15 protein-coding genes and 1 tRNA gene are annotated in these 16,524 nt (G+C 63.1%); 9 read left to right on the top strand and 7 right to left on the bottom strand.

Going from position 1 to position 16,524, the window contains the following annotated elements; genetic code table 11:
* Positions 1-30: 30 nt before the first annotated feature.
* Positions 31-1,770 (bottom strand): gamma-glutamyltransferase, encoded by a 1,740-nt coding sequence (gene ggt / locus BLW71_RS00920; protein ID WP_091792633.1) that lies wholly within the window; start codon positions 1,768-1,770, stop codon positions 31-33.
* A gap of 28 nt (positions 1,771-1,798) precedes the next feature.
* Here ggt and BLW71_RS41490 point away from each other — a divergent pair, with 28 nt between their 5' ends.
* From BLW71_RS41490 to BLW71_RS00910, 3 genes are all read left to right on the top strand, one after another.
* A complete protein-coding gene (locus tag BLW71_RS41490; protein ID WP_177204942.1) occupies positions 1,799-1,945 on the top strand; it encodes a hypothetical protein in 147 nt (48 codons plus the stop codon).
* A 189-nt stretch (positions 1,946-2,134) separates the two neighbouring features.
* Complete coding sequence (locus BLW71_RS00915) at positions 2,135-3,844, top strand: glutamine--tRNA ligase/YqeY domain fusion protein (protein ID WP_091792632.1); 1,710 nt, start codon at positions 2,135-2,137, stop codon at positions 3,842-3,844.
* A gap of 138 nt (positions 3,845-3,982) precedes the next feature.
* Positions 3,983-4,996 (top strand): transporter substrate-binding domain-containing protein, encoded by a 1,014-nt coding sequence (locus BLW71_RS00910; protein WP_502686811.1) that lies wholly within the window; start codon positions 3,983-3,985, stop codon positions 4,994-4,996.
* A 44-nt stretch (positions 4,997-5,040) separates the two neighbouring features.
* Here BLW71_RS00910 and BLW71_RS00905 read toward each other — a convergent pair whose 3' ends face one another.
* Complete coding sequence (locus tag BLW71_RS00905) at positions 5,041-5,490, bottom strand: NUDIX hydrolase (protein WP_091792631.1); 450 nt, start codon at positions 5,488-5,490, stop codon at positions 5,041-5,043.
* Between the two features lie 106 nt (positions 5,491-5,596).
* Complete coding sequence (locus BLW71_RS00900) at positions 5,597-5,986, bottom strand: RT0821/Lpp0805 family surface protein (protein ID WP_091792630.1); 390 nt, start codon at positions 5,984-5,986, stop codon at positions 5,597-5,599.
* Between the two features lie 301 nt (positions 5,987-6,287).
* On the opposite strand from BLW71_RS00900, the gene BLW71_RS00895 reads away from it, so the two are divergent.
* On the top strand, positions 6,288-6,527 hold the full coding sequence (locus tag BLW71_RS00895; protein ID WP_091792629.1) for a hypothetical protein: 240 nt from the start codon (positions 6,288-6,290) through the stop codon (positions 6,525-6,527).
* 67 nt (positions 6,528-6,594) lie between these two features.
* Here BLW71_RS00895 and BLW71_RS00890 read toward each other — a convergent pair whose 3' ends face one another.
* Positions 6,595-7,992 carry a cytochrome-c peroxidase gene (locus BLW71_RS00890; protein ID WP_091792628.1) on the bottom strand — a complete coding sequence of 466 codons (1,398 nt, stop codon included), beginning with the start codon at positions 7,990-7,992 and terminating at the stop codon, positions 6,595-6,597.
* 247 nt (positions 7,993-8,239) lie between these two features.
* Here BLW71_RS00890 and BLW71_RS00885 point away from each other — a divergent pair, with 247 nt between their 5' ends.
* Both BLW71_RS00885 and BLW71_RS00880 read left to right on the top strand, forming a co-directional pair.
* Positions 8,240-9,817 (top strand): acid phosphatase, encoded by a 1,578-nt coding sequence (locus BLW71_RS00885; RefSeq protein WP_091792627.1) that lies wholly within the window; start codon positions 8,240-8,242, stop codon positions 9,815-9,817.
* 248 nt (positions 9,818-10,065) lie between these two features.
* Positions 10,066-10,449 carry a DUF427 domain-containing protein gene (locus BLW71_RS00880; protein WP_091792626.1) on the top strand — a complete coding sequence of 128 codons (384 nt, stop codon included), beginning with the start codon at positions 10,066-10,068 and terminating at the stop codon, positions 10,447-10,449.
* Between the two features lie 102 nt (positions 10,450-10,551).
* On the opposite strand, the gene BLW71_RS00875 is transcribed toward BLW71_RS00880, so the two are convergent.
* Positions 10,552-10,625 (bottom strand) — tRNA-Arg (locus tag BLW71_RS00875).
* A 311-nt stretch (positions 10,626-10,936) separates the two neighbouring features.
* Positions 10,937-11,767, bottom strand: coding sequence for an undecaprenyl-diphosphate phosphatase (locus BLW71_RS00870; protein WP_091792625.1), 831 nt, complete (start codon positions 11,765-11,767; stop codon positions 10,937-10,939).
* 645 nt (positions 11,768-12,412) lie between these two features.
* Between BLW71_RS00870 and BLW71_RS00865 the strand changes: the two genes are divergently transcribed.
* The 3 genes from BLW71_RS00865 (at position 12,413) to BLW71_RS00855 (ending at position 14,804) form a co-directional block, all read left to right on the top strand.
* A complete protein-coding gene (locus BLW71_RS00865) occupies positions 12,413-13,321 on the top strand; it encodes an aldose epimerase family protein (RefSeq protein ID WP_091792624.1) in 909 nt (302 codons plus the stop codon).
* A 233-nt stretch (positions 13,322-13,554) separates the two neighbouring features.
* Complete coding sequence (locus BLW71_RS00860) at positions 13,555-14,268, top strand: peptidoglycan DD-metalloendopeptidase family protein (protein WP_091792623.1); 714 nt, start codon at positions 13,555-13,557, stop codon at positions 14,266-14,268.
* Between the two features lie 209 nt (positions 14,269-14,477).
* Complete coding sequence (locus tag BLW71_RS00855; protein WP_091792622.1) at positions 14,478-14,804, top strand: hypothetical protein; 327 nt, start codon at positions 14,478-14,480, stop codon at positions 14,802-14,804.
* Positions 14,805-15,693: 889 nt separating this feature from the next.
* Here BLW71_RS00855 and BLW71_RS00850 read toward each other — a convergent pair.
* Positions 15,694-16,422 carry a pentapeptide repeat-containing protein gene (locus BLW71_RS00850; RefSeq protein WP_091792621.1) on the bottom strand — a complete coding sequence of 243 codons (729 nt, stop codon included), beginning with the start codon at positions 16,420-16,422 and terminating at the stop codon, positions 15,694-15,696.
* Between the last annotated feature and the right edge of the window lie 102 nt (positions 16,423-16,524).

The following is a 16,524-nucleotide window of genomic DNA, read 5'->3' as shown; positions in this document are numbered from 1 at the left end:
CAATTTGTTGTCGTAGGCACGGCCACCCTTTCAACGCATCACGCGCGCCACACCCACGCCGCGCGGATCCGCTGCCGGCTCAGGCGCGGCGCCCTCGATGCGGATCATCTGCACGTCGCCATTGAACGACTGCCCCTCGAGCGTGTAGCCCATGCCTTGCAACTGCTCCGCCAGTTCACCCGTGACCGGATGATACGGCTCGAAATAGATCGTCTTCTGCGGCAGCAACTGATGGTGGAAACGCATCGCGGCGAGCGCGTCGGCGGGCGGCATATTGAAATCGTACAGGTCGGTCATTACCTGGAATATCGACGTCAGGATGCGCGAGCCGCCTGGCGTGCCGATCACGAGCGACACCTTGTTGTCCTTCAGCAGAATGGTCGGCGTCATCGACGACAGCGGGCGGCGTCCGGGCGCCACCGTATTGACCTCCGCGCTGCTCGCGCTCGCCGGCCTGGTGACGAAGTCATCCATGGCGTCGTTCAGCAGAAAGCCGCCGCCGTCCACCACCACGCCCGAACCGAAGTCACCGTTCAACGTGTACGTGTTCGACACGGCATTGCCCCACTTGTCGACCACCGAGAAATGCGTGGTCTGCGCCTTCTCCGGCGCCGCGTCGCCGAGGCCTGGCTTGACCGGCGCCGCGCCCGGCACTTCGTCGGGTTTGACTTCGTCCGCGCGCTGCGCCAGGTAGGCGTCGTCGGTCAGTTTGCCGACCGGCACCTTGTACGCATCCGGATCGCCCAGGTACTGCTGGCGATCAGCAAACACGCGGTCTTCGATCTGCGCGATCAGATGGATATACGGCACGGAATTGAGTTCGAGGCCGTCGAACGCCTGCTTCAGATCGGCTTTCATCTTCAGCATCTGGATCAGCCCGACGCCGCCCGAACTCGGCGGCGGCGCGGTAACGACCTGGTAGCCGTTCCAGTCGGCGGTGAGCGGCTGACGCCACACGGCTTTGTATTGAATCAGGTCCTGCTTCGTGACGAGACCGTGGCCGTACATCTGCTGGGCAATCAGATCCGCGGTGCGGCCTTCGTAGAATTCGCGCCCGCCGTCGCTCGCAAGGCGCGACAGCGTCTGCGCGAGTTCAGGCTGGCGGTACGTCACGCCCGCCTTGAGACTGGAAAAGTACGCGTCGAAATTGGTCTTGCGGGCGAAGTTCTTCGCCGCGGCGTCGCGGCGCTGCTGCAACCATGGCTCGACCTGAAAGCCGTCGGTGGCATAGCGGATCGCCGGCGCCAGCACCTGCTTCCACTTCAGCTTGCCGAAACGCTGCTGCGCCTCCCACATGCCCTCGACCGTCCCCGGCACGGCCACCGCGCGATGGCCGACAGTGCTCATGCCCGGCAACAGGTTGCCCTTGTCGTCGAGGTACATGTCGCGGGTCGCCTGTTGCGGCGCGCGCTCGCGGTAGTCGAGGAAGTGCGGCTTGCCGTCCATGAACACGGTCATGAATCCGCCGCCGCCCAGATTGCCCGCGTCCGGACAGGTCACGGCCAGCGTGAACGCGATTGCGACAGCGGCATCCACCGCGTTGCCGCCGGCGGCGAAAATCTGCTGCGCCGTGTCCGCGCTGTAACGGTCCGGCACGGCCACGGCCGACGCGTCGAATACGGCTTTGGGCGGCGGCGTTTTCGCCAAAGCGGGCACGGGCGCGAGCGCGCTGCCCGCAAACGCGGCGAGCATGGCCGACACCGTCACGAGCCGGGCGAAATTAAGAGCGGTGAAAGGCGCGCGAGGCGCGCCGTGCGTGGGGACAGACATCCGAGAAACTCCGGCAACTGAGGGCGCCATGGTGCACGAACGGCAGGATTTCGTGCAAGGCGACAAGGGACTGTGCGGCCCGGGCATGGAAGGCTCGCGACCGGGTGCGGCGCCAGAAAGCCCAATGCAGGCATGCCGCACGCGAGCGGACGAGGCCGCGCCGCTCGCATCCTAAGTCGGCGGCGAACCCATCAACAAACCGATTTACCTCCTGTTACAGCGCCGGCTGCGCCCCGAATCCGCCTCGAAAACGGCTCAAACGTTGGCTGCATGCCGCACTCGCCTGCCGCAACGGGGCTCGTCAGGTAGAATTGTCGGATAAGAGGACGCATTGCGCGCCCTCGACAGACTTTCACCTTCTCGCATGAATACCGAACGCAACGACGCGCCAGCGGCATCCAATTTCATCCGCAACATCATTGACGAAGACAACCGCACCGGCAAGTGGGGCCAGCGCGTCGAAACGCGCTTTCCGCCCGAGCCGAACGGCTATCTGCATATCGGTCACGCCAAGAGCATCTGCCTGAACTTCGGCGTGGCGCGCAGCTACGGCGGCGTGTGCCATTTGCGCTTCGACGACACCAATCCGGAAAAGGAAAGCGTCGAATACGTCGACTCGATCATCGACGCCGTGCGCTGGCTCGGCTTCGAGTGGGAAAAAGACGGCAAGGAACAGCTCTACTACGCGAGCGATTACTACGACAAGCTGTACGAATTCGCCGAGCTGCTGATCGAACGCGGTAAGGCGTATGTGGACAGTCAGTCGGCCGAAGAAATGCGCGCGAACCGCGGCTCGGCCACGGAAGTCGGCACGCCCTCGCGCTTTCGCGAACGTTCGGTGCAGGAGAATCTCGACCTGTTCCGCCGCATGAAGGCCGGTGAGTTCAAGGAAGGCGAGCACGTGCTGCGCGCGAAGATCGACATGTCGTCGCCGAACTTCAATATGCGCGATCCGGTCATTTACCGGATCCGTTTCGCGCATCACTACCGGACCGGCGACAAGTGGTGCGTGTACCCCATGTACGACTACACGCACTGCATCTCGGACGCGCTGGAAAACATCACGCATTCGCTGTGCACGCTGGAGTTCGAAGACCACCGTCCGCTGTACGACTGGATTCTGAACGAGCTTGCCGAGGCCGGCATTTTCACGCGCCCGCTGCCGCAGCAGATCGAATTTTCGCGCCTGAACCTGACTTACGCGATCACCAGCAAGCGCAAGCTGCTGCAACTCGTGACCGAAGGCCACGTGGACGGCTGGGACGATCCGCGTATGCCGACCATCGTCGGCGTGCGCCGGCGCGGCTTCACGCCGGAAGCGATCCAGTTGTTCTGCGAGCGTATCGGCATCACCAAGGTCGATTCGTGGATCGACATGAGCGTGTTCGAAGGCGCGCTGCGCGACGATCTCGACGCGAAGGCGCCGCGCACGGCCGCCGTGCTCGACCCGGTCAAGCTGATCATCGACAACTTCCCGGAGGGCGTGACCGAGCCGTGCAATGCGCCGGTCCACCCGCATCATCCGGAAATGGGCGTGCGCGAATTTCCGATTTCACGCGAGCTGTGGATCGAGCGCGACGACTACAACGAAACGCCGCCCAAGGGCTACTTCCGTCTGTTCCCAGGCAACAAGGTACGCCTGCGCTACGGCTACGTGATCGAATGCATCGGCGCGGACAAGGACGAAAACGGCAACATCGTCGCGATCCACTGCAACTACTTCCCGGACAGCAAATCGGGCACCGAAGGCGCGAACAACTACAAGGTCAAGGGCAACATCCACTGGGTCAGCGCCGCAGCCGCGTGCCCGGCCGAAGTGCGCATCTACGACCGCCTGTTCAAGGAGCCGCAACCGGACGCCGGCGGCCGCGATTTCCTCGAGGCGCTGAATCCGGATTCGAAGCGCGTGGTCAACGCCTACCTCGAGCCGGGCGCGCGCGAGGCGCTGCCGGAACAGCGCTATCAGTTCGAACGCCACGGCTACTTCGTTGCCGACCGCGTCGATTCGCAACCGGGTAAGCCCGTATTCAATCGCATCGTCAGCCTGCGCGATAGTTGGGGCAAGCCGGCGTAAGCTGAACGTGAGCTTTGTTGCGCAGTAAACGTTGAATACGGCGTGCGTCTCGTGAGAAGGATGCACGCCGTTTTGTTGCATCCCTATTCCATCGACAGTGACGACGCGGTGTTCGCAAGCGCCAGTCCCGGAGGTCTGATGAAAGTTTCAGCCCGCCACAGGGCGAGTATCAAGGACACAGCGCGGCACCCCATGCAGGACACGGCGTGGCGTGCAACGCGCGGCGCCGCGCAGGCCACGCGCGGCTGCGTTCGTGGTGCGCGTCGCGCGCTCATGGCACTGGCCGCCTTCGGCGCGGCGTCGCTGACCTGCTCCGCGTACGCGGACGAACTCACCGGCACGCTGAAGAAAATTCACGATGATGGCGTGGTCGTGCTCGGCGTGCGTGAAGCGTCGATCCCCTTTTCCTATTTCGGCGGCAAAGGCACGGTCGGCTACTCGCAGACCATCGCGCTGCAGATCGTGGACGAGATCAAGAAGACGCTCGGCATGCCGCAACTGAAGGTGCGCGAGATCACCGTGACCTCGTCGAACCGTACGCCGATGTTGCTCAACAACCAGATCGATCTGGAGTGCGGGTCGACCACGCATACGGTGGAACGCGAAAATCTGGCTGCGTTCTCCAACAGTTTCTTCCAGTACGCGGTGCGCATGATCGTGCGCAAAAACAGCGGCATTACGGATTTTCAGGATCTGGCCGGCAAGGCGGTCGTAACGACCGCGGGCACCTCGGATGAGCGCCTGCTGCGTCGCCTGAATACCGACAAGCATCTGAACATGCGCATCACCAGTGCCCGGGATCATCCCGAGGCGTTCGGCGCGCTCAAGGACGATCGGGCCGTGGCCTTCGTGATGGACGAGCCGATCGTGTACGGTTTCAAAGCGACCGACCCGCGTCCGGACGACTTCGTGGTGACCGGCACGCCGCTTGGCTATGAAGTTTACGCGTGCATGTTCCGCAAGGGCGATGAACCGTTCCGCAGCCTTGTGAACGGGGTGATCGCACGCGGTCAGACTTCCGGCGAAGCGGAACGTCTGTACAAGCAGTGGTTCACGCAACCTATTCCGCCGCACGGTATCAATCTGAATTTTCCGCTGTCGGAGCAGAACCGCGCCCTCTTCGCGCATCCCAACGACCGCGCGCTCGACTGAACGTCAGGCGGCCTGCGCACTCGCCCGCCTCGCCAACCTCGCCACTAGAGCGACCGGTGCAGTTCCGCGAGTGACAGCGTGGTCTGAAAGAGCCGCGTGAGACTGCGGCTCGCATACTTGTCGACCTCGTCCGGCGAGGTCCAGCGGTAGGCATCCATTTCCGGAATCAGCGTGCCGTCATACCGGCGCGGAAAAAGCGACGTGCAGGTGCATACGCTCAGATCGAGTTCGTCGACGGTAGCGCGCGCGCCGAACAGATGCAGATCCTTGTCGCGCCGGTAGACGAACAGACCGAGGTCTTTCAGACGCGCGGGCTCGATGGCGATACCGGTCTCCTCGACCATCTCGCGCAACGCCGTGACATGCGGCGCCTCGCCTTCTTCGCCGTGCCCTTTCGGAATATCCCAGTGCGATGTCTCGGTGGCATGCGCGAGCAGCACGCGGCCATCCGGATCAAGCAACACGATGCCGCACGAGATCACCCGCGCGCTCATCGCGCCCCCGCTTCACGCGAGCACACACACGAGCGCACACGCACATGCGAGGCTTCCAGCCGCGCCGGCAGCAAGCGGACACGCGCCGCCATGACGGCCTGCATGCTCAATGCTTTTTCTGCAGTTGCCAGGTGCCGCTGCCCTGCTTGCAGAACTGCGGGCGCAGGCTCATGGACTGTCCCTTCGCATTGAGGACGACGCCGACATCACGGCAGGTGCGTTCGCCATCTTTGGCCGTACTGGCGACCGTTATCGCTGCGTCGATCTTTACGCTGTTGCCCGTGCCTTCGTTGACCCAGTTCGTGGTTTCGCCGTCCTGTTTGTCGTTGAGGGCGGAGAAGACCGCCTTTTTGACCGAGTCGATGTCGCGTTGCTTCATATAGGTGAGCGGCGTGTCGTTCAGAAAGCCGAGGTTCGCTGCGTGCGCGCCGATCGCGCCACCGAGCAACACACTAGCGGCGGTCAGGTGACACAGCACACGGGTTCGCATCGACATGAAGGGTTCTCCTCGAAAGTGTTCGGACGGTCTCGCGCACGCTCACGGCGTCTCGCGATCTGGACCTCAAAAGCATAGCATGGCGCCTCTGAAGTGACCGTGCGAAACGGCTGAGCTCTGAGTCAGCGCAAACGCCCGCGACGTGAGCCTGCGGCGCGCGCCGCTCCCCGAGTCACGCGTTGGCGCCTGCGGCGGTCTCACGCAATTTTAGGACGCGTCCCATTCCGAGTAGTACGACCCATTCTTAAGATGGCTTGTCGCGCTTTCGCGGCAATCCAAAACCCGCTCCGGCCACCTCGCCATGCACATCCTGTCCACCCTGGAAATCTTCGCTGCCGCACTGGCGCTGCTGTGCCTCGCGCTCGTGCCGGTTGCTATTCGCCGCGATCCGGGACTTGCGCGGCGCATCGTGCGGATGGACGCGTTGCCTCGCGCCCGCTGGCCTAATCTGCTGACGCGCGCGGGCATCGCTTGCCTGCTCATGTCGTTCGCCTGGCTGCTCGTCGGCTGCTATTACATGCTGGCGAGCGCAGGCGATTGAGACTGCACTGAGCGGCTGACTACGCGAGCAATCGCAGCCCTTGCACCACCTGCATCCACGTCTTGCTTCACTTCGCGGCCACTGAACTGACCGTCCCGCCACCCGCGCTATACCCGTCCGTCAGCGTATTCAAAAACGCGACCACGTCCTTGATTTCAGCCTCGTCGAGCGCCGGCTTGTCGCCCGGTTTGCGGTCGAACGGCGCCTCGGTATTCAGATTGGCCCAGTATTGCTGCGGCAGATCGTCGAACTTCTGCACCTTGCCTTTCGACACCGGATAGAACTTCTCGGGGTTCGTGTCGCGCTGCGCATAGAAGCGCACCACCTGATCGAGCGAATGATAGATGCCGTTGTGGAAGAAGCTCTTCTTCAGCGCCCCATTGCGCAGCGTCGGTGTGCGGAAAATGCCGCAAAATTCGGCGCGGCCCTTCAGATCGGTGCGCTCCGGACCGCACGCGCCGAGGTCGTAGAAATGCGGATCGCGATTCACGGGCAGCGCGCGATTACGCGGCACGCCGATCGCGATCAAGCCAAAGTCGCTGAACTGCGGTGGCGCGCCGTCTTTAGTGCGCTGGCTAATGTGGCAGCTTGCACAATTGCCTTTATTTTCGTCGTTGAAGAGCTGCAGTCCGCGAAGTTCGGCTTGCGTCAACGGTGCCTTGCCCGCGAGATACGCGTCGTACTTGCTGGTGTACGGATAGAAGGTTTCGGGCGTCTGCTCGAAGGTTTCGAGCGCTTGCAGCACGGCTTTGAAGGTGGCGTCGTCGCTATCGAAAACGTGTTCGCCGAAGGCCGCGCGGAAAGCGTCGGCATACGGCGCGGCCTTGACCGCCGCTGTGACCCTGGCCGGCGTGCTGCCCATTTCGAACGACGACAGCAACGGAATGCGCGCCTGGTCAGCGCCACGGTCCACGCGGCCATCCCAGGTCAGGCCGCCCGTCGGCCCCGCGTCCACGCTTTCATCGCCCTCGTCGTCGGACTCGTGATAGTGCTCGGCGAACGCCGGCACCGATTGCAGATACTTCAGCGTCGGCGCGGCGCGCATGCCGGTGCGGCGCATATCGCTGCCGCCCAGTTGCACCGACAACGCATTGGCCGGCGAGAACCCATGGTCCGGACTGTGGCACGACGCGCAAGCGAGCTTGCCGGAGCCGGAGAGCGACGCATCGAAAAACAGCTGCTTACCGAGGGCTGTCATCTGCCGCACCGACTCATAGACCTGCGCGCGCGACTGGCCCGCCTCATGGCCGGCGACCCGCACAGCCGACGCCGCGACCGGCCCGGACGAATGCGACGATGCGCCCGCGCCAGCGCTCGCCGCTTCACTCGCGATGGCCGCGGTCCCCGGCGCACCCGCGTCACACGCGGCAAGGGTCATGGTCATGGCGGTCAGCGCGAGCGCCGCGGCGAGCCGCACGCGCCTCGGCGCGAGTCCGGCAGTACGCCGCGCCACGCCTCCAGCCATTATTTTTCGAATCCCCGACAGACCTGGCCGCATATGAAAGATGTGAGTTCGCGATAGTGAAGTCCGCGAGCGTATTTCATCCGCATGTCGATTAAATGACATGTAGCCGACGGAATTTCCCAAATCAGAGGCGATTCGTAATCAATTACATCTTTCTGTCAAATTGCCTTGCCAAACTTTCGCCGGCGGCCATCCGTGTAAGGAGTGCACGTGGCCCGTCCCCAACGCGAGAGAGAAACCACATCAAATGAACAAGAAACTGATCTGCGCGACGCCTATCGCGATCGCAGCAGCGTTGAGCCTGTATGCATGCGGCGGCAGTGAAGTCACGCAACCGGACATCACCTCGATCAAGACGGTCGTGGTGATTTACGCGGAAAACCGCAGCTTCGACAATCTGTATGGCAACTTCCCGGGCGCGAACGGCTTGCAGAACGTGACGGCGGCAAGCGCCACGCAGGTGGACCGCAACGGCACGACGCTCGCGACGCTGCCGCAGGTGTGGAACGGCCTCACGCAAACCGGCGTGACGCCGGTGGTTACTCAAGCCATGACGGCGAATCTGCCGAACAGCCCGTTCGCGATCGACGATCCGAACGGTTTCAACACGCCGATCACGGCCACGACGCGCGACCTGTATCACCGCTTCTACGAGAACCAGATGCAGATCGACGGCGGCAAGAACGACAAGTTCGCTGCATGGGCGGATTCGGGCGGTCTCGTGATGGGCCACTACTCGCTCAATGCCGACAAGCTGCCGCTTTGGAAGATCGCGCAACAGTACACGCTGGCCGACAACTTCTTCATGGGCGCGTTCGGCGGCTCGTTCCTGAACCACCAGTGGCTCGTGTGCGCGTGCACGCCGACCTATCCGAACGCGGACAAGAGCCCGGCGGCCGGCTCGATCTCGTCGGTGGAAAGCGACGGCGTCACGCTGAAGGTCGCGGCCAACTCGCCGGCTTCGGCGTTGAGCGGCCCGCCCAAATACGTGAATTCAGGCAACCTCACGCCTGACTTCTACGCGATCAACACGATGCAGCCGCCGTATCAGCCGAGCGGCAACAAGGCGGCGTCGGGCGGCGACAAGAATCTCGCCGATCCGTCCGCGGCGACCACCCTGCCGGCGCAGACGCAGCAGCACATCGGCGATCTGCTGAACAACGCGAAGGTGTCGTGGGCATGGTACGGCGGCGCGTGGGGTGCGGCGGTGTCGGCGGCGCAAACCGGCACGTCGAACGTGATCTACGGCGCGAATCTGTCGGCGCCGAACTTCCAGCCGCATCACCAGCCGTTCAACTATTTCGCCGACTTCGCGCCGGGTAGCGCGAACCGCGCGCAGCATCTGCTCGACGGCGGCCTCGCCGGTTCGGAGTTCATCAAGGCGATCGACAGCGGCACGCTGCCGCAAGTGTCGTTCTACAAGCCGCAGGGCAACCTGAACGAACACCCGGGCTATACGGACGTCGCGTCGGGCGACCAGCACATCGCCGACGTGATTTCGCATCTGCAGAAGAGCCCGCAGTGGAACAACATGGTGGTCGTCGTGACGTACGACGAAAACGGCGGCTTCTGGGATCACGTGGCGCCGCCGAAAGCCGACCGCTGGGGTCCGGGCACGCGTATTCCGGCGCTGATCATCTCGCCGTACGCGAAGAAGGGTTATGTCGACCACACGCAGTACGACACCACCTCGATCCTGCGTTTCATCACGCACCGCTTCTCGCTGCCGACGCTGCCGGGCATCGCGGCGCGCGACGCGGCGCTCGTGAGCAACGGCAGCAAGCCGATGGGCGATCTCACGGCCGCGCTGAACATCCGGCCATGAGCGAACGGCCGAACGCGTCCGATACCACGCGGACGACGTTGAGCATCAAGCAACAGTCCGCCGGACGGTGAGACTTTGAGGGGCAGCTTCGGCTGCCCTTTTTTTATGCCTGCCGCACGGAGTGCGACGCGTTTCCACGAGCGGCGTATGCTTCGACGCAAGACGCGATCGCTTCGCCTCGCCGATAACGGCCCGACATGCTTCGCAATGCATGGCGGGCTTGCCCACTCACTCAGGAGTTCGACAGCATGACTGGAAGAACCATCAAGGTACCCGGCCCCGATCATCCGATTACGGTCGAACCAGCGAAGGCGCGCGTGGTCGTGACCGTAGCCGGCAAGGTGATCGCCGATACGCACAATGCGCTGGTGCTGCGTGAAGCGTCGTATCCGGCGGTGTATTACATTCCGCGCAACGACGTCGAGATGACGCTGCTCGCGCGCACCGACCACGTAACCTACTGCCCGTACAAGGGCGATTGCGCGTACTACAGCATTCCGCTCGGCGGCGAGCGGACGGTGAACGCGGTGTGGACTTACGAGTCGCCGTATGCGGCGGTAAAAGAGATCGCACAGCATCTCGCGTTCTATCCAGACCGCGTCGACTCGATCGATGTGAAAGCGGCCGGTTGAGAACGGCGCGGCGAGGCAGCAGCAATGCGCGACGCACGCTCGCCGCGCACCTGCACGGGCCGCGGCACGCCGCGCGGCGTGAGCACTCGCAAACATGAAAAGTACGGCAGGAGGGACTCGAACCCCCCACCCTCGGCTTAGAAGGCCGATGCTCTATCCAGCTGAGCTACTGCCGTATTGACGTGAGGCGATGCAACTACGCACAGCATGCATCGCCCGCAATGAGAACCCGCTCTCGGGCATTGGACCCTGTGCCCCGACAAGCCACAGAGTTCGTGGAATACCGAAATTCTAACTGACCGTGCCCGAGACGGGAAATCTGAGCTCGCGCGGGACAGCGCGTTGGACAGAGTTCCGCGAGCCGGCCCGAGCGCCGTGGCAAGCCATAACAAGCCATCAAACAAACGGGCCCGGCAGGTTGAGCCGGGCCCGGATTATAACCGATCGCTCCCTGCCCGCCAGCACGCAGCGGACACGGCGAACACAATCAGACCGGCTGCGGATTCAGCAGGAACCAGCCGAGGAACACGATACCGGCAATCACGCAATACACGCCGAACGAAGCCAGACGACCGCGGCCTTCGAAATAGCGCATCAGGAAACGCACGCTGAGGTACGCGGCGATCGCCGTCAGCACGCCGCCAAGCAACGCGTCCGCGAGCTGGCCCGGCGCGTGGAACAGCTTCGGCAGTTCGAGCACGCCGGCCGCGAAGATGATCGGCGTGCCGAGCAGGAACGAAAACTCCGCGGCCTTCTCCGCCGTCAGGCCGGCCGCATTACCGGCGATCATCGTCAGGCCGCTGCGCGAAAAACCTGGAATCAGCGCGCCGATCTGCGCCAGACCCACGAAAAACGCCTGACCGAAACTCAGCTTCTCCGGCGCCTGATGCGTCCGCGTACGCTGCAGGCGGTCGCCGAACCACAGCAGCACACCGTTGACGATCAGCGCGATCGCCACGATCCGCAAGTCGTGGAAAATCCGCTCGAGCCGCTTTTCCAGCAGCAGGCCGACGAGACCCGCTGGAATCGTGCCGATGATGAGCGCCCACATCATGTGCGCGTCGTCGTTACGGCGGCCACCGAACGACGCGAAGAAACCGCGCACCAGCGCACACCAGCGTTTGCGGAAGTACCACAGCAGCGCGAACGCCGTGCCGAGATGCAGCGCGACGAGGAACGGCAGCAGTTGCGGCGCGTGTTTGTCGATATGCATACCGAACAGCGCGGGCACGAGCAGCGTATGGCCGAGGCTGCTCACCGGAAACAGTTCGGTGACGCCTTGCAGCACGCTCAGGAAGATCAGAAACGACAGGTTCACGCGGCGGATCCTTGTAAGGAAAATGTCGGGGACTAGCGCGCCGGATAAGGATCTGCGGGCGCGTCAAAGGCGCACCGATTATGCCTGGCTGCAATGTCAGCGCCAAGCGTTTGAGCCGCATTCGAGGAAATATTGTGCGCCGCGTCACAACTCGAAACCGTTGTTACGGGCCTGAAAAAGAATGGGCACCGCGGGAAGGCTGCCCTATGTGACTAGCGTGTAAGTCATGACAGCCGGCGGACCAACCATCCGCGTGCCGCGCTTTGACGGCGAAACAAGAAGGTAATCCGGAGCGCTCGAATCAGCGTTCGAGTTTGTAGAAGAAGTAGACCGTGCTTGCCGCGAACATGCCGAATAAAGCCACACCCATTGCCATTGCGAGATCCATACAGCCTCCTGAGCCGATCTTGCCGGGTCGTCGAAATTACCCGGCAGTCAGATGAATTATCAGAAGGATGCCCTTGCGGCGACACCCGCAATTTCCCCAGAAGGGTTTCCCCGTAGCGGAAAGCAGCGCAAAATCATTCCTTTCGTGAGCCGCCGCGCGGCGATTTCCGATGTTCACCGTCGCTCGCAAGCCGCGCTTGCGCGGCCTTCGGCTCACCACTGTCCGCCCTCAAACCCTTACCCATCAGCCCATCGACCATGCCCCTCTCTCCGCAACAGGACATTCTCGAGATCGACCAGGACGACTCCGTGCTCCGTTTCGCGCCGCAAGCCGGCGGCCGCCTCATGTCGTGGACGATCGACGGCGAAGAAGTCATCCATTGGCCGGAGCACGCCGACTGGAGCCAGCCCGCGCGGATTCGCGGCGGCAATCCGTTGCTGTTCCCGTTTCTCGGCCGGCACAGGGTCGACGGCAAGATCGGTTTCTGGCGTGACGCCAAAGGCACGGTGCGCGAACTGCCGATGCACGGCTTTGCCCGCGACCTCCCATTCGAAGCCCACGCCGACGTGCATGGCGCGGGACTGCGCATGATCCTCACCGATAGCAAGGCAACCCGTCACGGCTATCCGTTCGGCTTCCGCTTCGAGGCCGCCTACAGCCTCGCGGATGCGCGCACGCTCGACGTCACCTTCACCACCACCAATACCGGCGACGCGCGTCTGCCCTACTACGCCGGCCATCACTTCTACTTCACGCTGCCGCACACGCAGCGCGCCGAGACCTCGCTGGAGCTGCCGCGCACCGAACGGCGCTATCAGCAGGACGACGGGTCGATCAGCGCCGCCGAGCCTGGCGAAGCGCGCTACACGCTCGACGAGGCGCGCATTCACGACCGCTTCCATTGCCTCACTGACACGCCGGATCAACCGGTGCGGCTCATCGCGCCGGGTCTGGACCGGCTCGTCACGATCGACCTGCAACGGCCGGGCTCGGTGCCGTGGTACGCCGTGACGACGTGGACCGAAGCCGCGGAGTCGGACTTCTACTGCGTCGAACCGTGGCTCGGTCTGCCGGACGCGATTCACAACGGGATGGGCTTGCGCTGGCTCGAACCGGGTCAGACGGAGGTCGCGGCGCTGCGCATCACCGTCACCAGGCTGGGTTGATCGCGGCAATTTCACCTAGAGGCTCGCGGACGGATCTGAAGCGGGGTTTGCTTCCGGCTTTAACCCCTGCTTTTGCCACGACCGTCGCTACATTTCACCGCACGCCGGCCCGCGCGAGCCTCCCGCGTTGCCCGCTTTTCGCGTGTTGCAGCGCAAAACCGTTAGAATCGGACGCTTTGTATCCACCTGCCGCGTGATCGGGATCGGCGCGCGGCAGCGCTTTGCGAGGTCCAATGCGTAACACAACAAGAATGATGAAGCAGCTCGTCGGTGCGTCGTTGGTGGCTTTGCTCGCCGCATGCGGGTCAGCGCCGGTGGGACCGGGCTTCTATCGGGTGGAACAGGGCGATACGCTGTCGAAGATCGCGCGCAGTAACCGGCAATCGGTGCAAAGCATCGTGCGCTGGAACAATTTGACCAATCCGGATAGCATCGAGGTCGGCCAGGTGCTGCGCGTCGCGCCGCCGGGCGGCGCCGCATCGACCAGTGGCGCCGTGCGCAGCAGCGGAAACGGCAGCGCGTCTTCGCCGGCTCCGCGCCCGGCGCCCGCGGACAGTACGCCGTCCGCCGCGCCGGCTTCGACCATCTCGCTGGTATGGCCAGCCGACGGCACGGTCATCCGCCGTTTCGACGGCAGCAATTCGAAGGGCATCGATATTTCGGCGGCAGCGGGCACGCCCGTGATCGCCGCGGCGCCCGGCACGGTGGTCTACGCCGGCAATGGTTTGCGCGGCTACGGCAATCTGCTGATTCTGAAACACAACGCCGAGTATCTGACCGCCTATGCGCACAACCGTGTGCTGCTGGTGAAGGAAGGCCAATCGGTCACGCGCGGCGAGAAAATTGCCGAGATGGGCGACACCGATACCGACCGTGTCATGCTGCATTTCGAGTTGCGCTATCAGGGCCGCTCGATCGACCCGTCTCGGGCGCTGCCGCCTCGCTAGAGGGCAGACGCAAGCGCGGGCTGGCGGACGGTTTCGCCAGTCCCGATCCGGACTGTGCCGATCATGTATGCGCCTCTGGCGCTCACCACGCCGCGTCTGGCACGCGCCGTGCAATGCGGCCGGGGGAACCCGGCGTGCTATAAAACGCCCAATCAGGACACGACGTGGCCTCGCTTCACGTCTTTTTCGGTCATTTGTAAGGAATCTCTATGAAGAGCGCATTTGCGTCCGTCGCGACGGCTGCGGCGATCGGTCTCGGCGTGCTGACGCTCGGCGGCCTCGGCGGCTGCTCCAGCACCACCACCATGACCTACCTGCCGAGCGGCGACACCGGCTTTGCAATCAATTGCAGCGGCAGCGACGCAAGCTCGAGCTGGGCCGAGTGCTACAAACGCGCGGGTGAAGTCTGCGGCAACTACGGCTACGACGTCGTTTCGAAAGATGTCGACAACGGCGCGACCTCGGGCGGAACGGTGGGCGGTATTTTTGGCGCGAACGTGAAAAATCGCTCGATGGTGGTTCGCTGCAAGCAATAACGACAACCCACGACAACCCACGACAACGCACGGCAACGCGCCAGCCGCCACGCGCGCGGAGGCGGCGATTAGCGGCGGCGCCAGCGTCCTGAGCGCGGGTCGATGCGCGCGGCGAAGGCGACCAGCACGCCGAGCGCGATCGGCCAGATGCCAAGAAAGATGAGTAGCGCGGTCATACTCAGGAAAGGAAAAGTAAGGTTTCATGATCCGCCCCAGATATGAATCCGCAGTGACCCGCACATGAATCCGACGAAAAAAAAGCCCGGCACGAGGCCGGGCTAACGGGGGTTCGGCGCATATCGGCAAAGGACCGGTTCACCATGCGCCAGAACGAAATCTAACAACCCGCTTTTACAAGCGCAATATATTAATTGCGCATGCAATGTGATACGGCGTACGGATTCCGCGCTACGTGAACTAAACAAGTCGGAAATAAACAGGCTTAATACGCCCGGCGTTTCAAATGAAACGCCAGCAGTGCCGCGCCGTAAAGCCCACGCAAAACTCTCGGATTGCCCGGCGCACCGCGCGGCGCTGGAATCCGCCTGAACCGGCCTGCTAAAAGGCTGAAGAAAGGCTACTGGCGGATTTCGGCTAATCCATTCAGCATATTTCGGACGCTTTGCGTCTTGCGTAGCTTTAGTGCGCCAACGCACTCTTTCTGACAATCAACGAAAATCGGGAGGACATTCACCGCCTCAATAAATCAGCTGATTTCTTCACCACACATTCGCGAATGGCGAATATATAGAGATCGGTTAATCCACCGACAAATTGCGATGCCCAAAATCGACTCACATTAATGAGTCGATCAAACAAATCATAAGTAGCGGCATCGAATCGTTCAAGCTGGCCGAATGGCTAAAATCGGCCGGCTGGAGTTCCGTGCCTACATGACGCGCAAGCCCAGTTCGGTGACGAGCACGGCCGCCTGGGCATGCGAGATCGTCGCGCCCTTGAAGAGCGCTGCGTCGACGAGCCGCATGCCGCTCAGGTCGGCTTCGCGCAAGTCCGCGCCGTCGAAGCGCGCGCCCTTCAGATGCGCGTCCTTCAGGCTGCCGCCGTCGAAAATCGCTTCGCGGAAATCGACCCCGGCGAGATCGGCGTCGGAGAAATCAAGCTGATGCAGGGTGGCTTTGCGAAACGACAGGCCGCGCAAGTGCGCGCCGACCAGCAGGGTTTCGACGAAGCTCAAGCCGAGCGCCGCGCACGCTTCAAAATTGGCGCCGGTCAGCTTGCAGTTGTGAAACGACGCGGAAGCGAGCTTGGCGCGCCGCCAACTGGTGTTGTTCAGGTCACTCGACTGAAACTGCGCGTCGACCAGATCGGCTGACGCGAAATCCGCCTCGCGGCCGCGGCAACGGACCCAGCGGGTATGCGAGAGCGTCGCGCCGAAAAACGAGGTTTCGACGATCGTGCAGCGATGAAACTCGGCGCCGCGCAGGTCGAGTCGTGACAGATCCACACCTTCGAAATCGCAGCCGGTGAAATGAAGCGGCGTCTTGTTGCCGGCGCCGCTCGCCGCGATGAGTTGCTCGACCTCGGCACGCGTGAGCGTCGCGTCGGTCACGATATGCGCTTGCGCGCCCGCAGCCGGCGCCGTTGAATCCAGTGACATGAAGGTTAGAATCGATTTCGAAAGACCGCTAGCCTACCGGAACGCGGGGCCCGCTGGCGGCCCGCACCGATGGTTTATAGTAACGACCCCGTCAAATCCCGC

The sequence above is a fragment of the Burkholderia sp. WP9 genome (assembly GCF_900104795.1).
Lineage (GTDB): Bacteria > Pseudomonadota > Gammaproteobacteria > Burkholderiales > Burkholderiaceae > Paraburkholderia.
This window is presented reverse-complemented; position numbering and strand designations above follow the sequence as displayed.

Coding starts and splice junctions, on each gene's coding strand:
- ggt (WP_091792633.1), bottom strand. CDS start 1,770: ATGTCTGTCCCCACGCACGGCGCGCCTCGCGCGCCTTTCACCGCTCTT.
- BLW71_RS41490 (WP_177204942.1), top strand. CDS start 1,799: ATGGTGCACGAACGGCAGGATTTCGTGCAAGGCGACAAGGGACTGTGC.
- BLW71_RS00915 (WP_091792632.1), top strand. CDS start 2,135: ATGAATACCGAACGCAACGACGCGCCAGCGGCATCCAATTTCATCCGC.
- BLW71_RS00910 (WP_502686811.1), top strand. CDS start 3,983: ATGAAAGTTTCAGCCCGCCACAGGGCGAGTATCAAGGACACAGCGCGG.
- BLW71_RS00905 (WP_091792631.1), bottom strand. CDS start 5,490: ATGAGCGCGCGGGTGATCTCGTGCGGCATCGTGTTGCTTGATCCGGAT.
- BLW71_RS00900 (WP_091792630.1), bottom strand. CDS start 5,986: ATGTCGATGCGAACCCGTGTGCTGTGTCACCTGACCGCCGCTAGTGTG.
- BLW71_RS00895 (WP_091792629.1), top strand. CDS start 6,288: ATGCACATCCTGTCCACCCTGGAAATCTTCGCTGCCGCACTGGCGCTG.
- BLW71_RS00890 (WP_091792628.1), bottom strand. CDS start 7,992: ATGGCTGGAGGCGTGGCGCGGCGTACTGCCGGACTCGCGCCGAGGCGC.
- BLW71_RS00885 (WP_091792627.1), top strand. CDS start 8,240: ATGAACAAGAAACTGATCTGCGCGACGCCTATCGCGATCGCAGCAGCG.
- BLW71_RS00880 (WP_091792626.1), top strand. CDS start 10,066: ATGACTGGAAGAACCATCAAGGTACCCGGCCCCGATCATCCGATTACG.
- BLW71_RS00865 (WP_091792624.1), top strand. CDS start 12,413: ATGCCCCTCTCTCCGCAACAGGACATTCTCGAGATCGACCAGGACGAC.
- BLW71_RS00860 (WP_091792623.1), top strand. CDS start 13,555: ATGCGTAACACAACAAGAATGATGAAGCAGCTCGTCGGTGCGTCGTTG.
- BLW71_RS00855 (WP_091792622.1), top strand. CDS start 14,478: ATGAAGAGCGCATTTGCGTCCGTCGCGACGGCTGCGGCGATCGGTCTC.
- BLW71_RS00850 (WP_091792621.1), bottom strand. CDS start 16,422: ATGTCACTGGATTCAACGGCGCCGGCTGCGGGCGCGCAAGCGCATATC.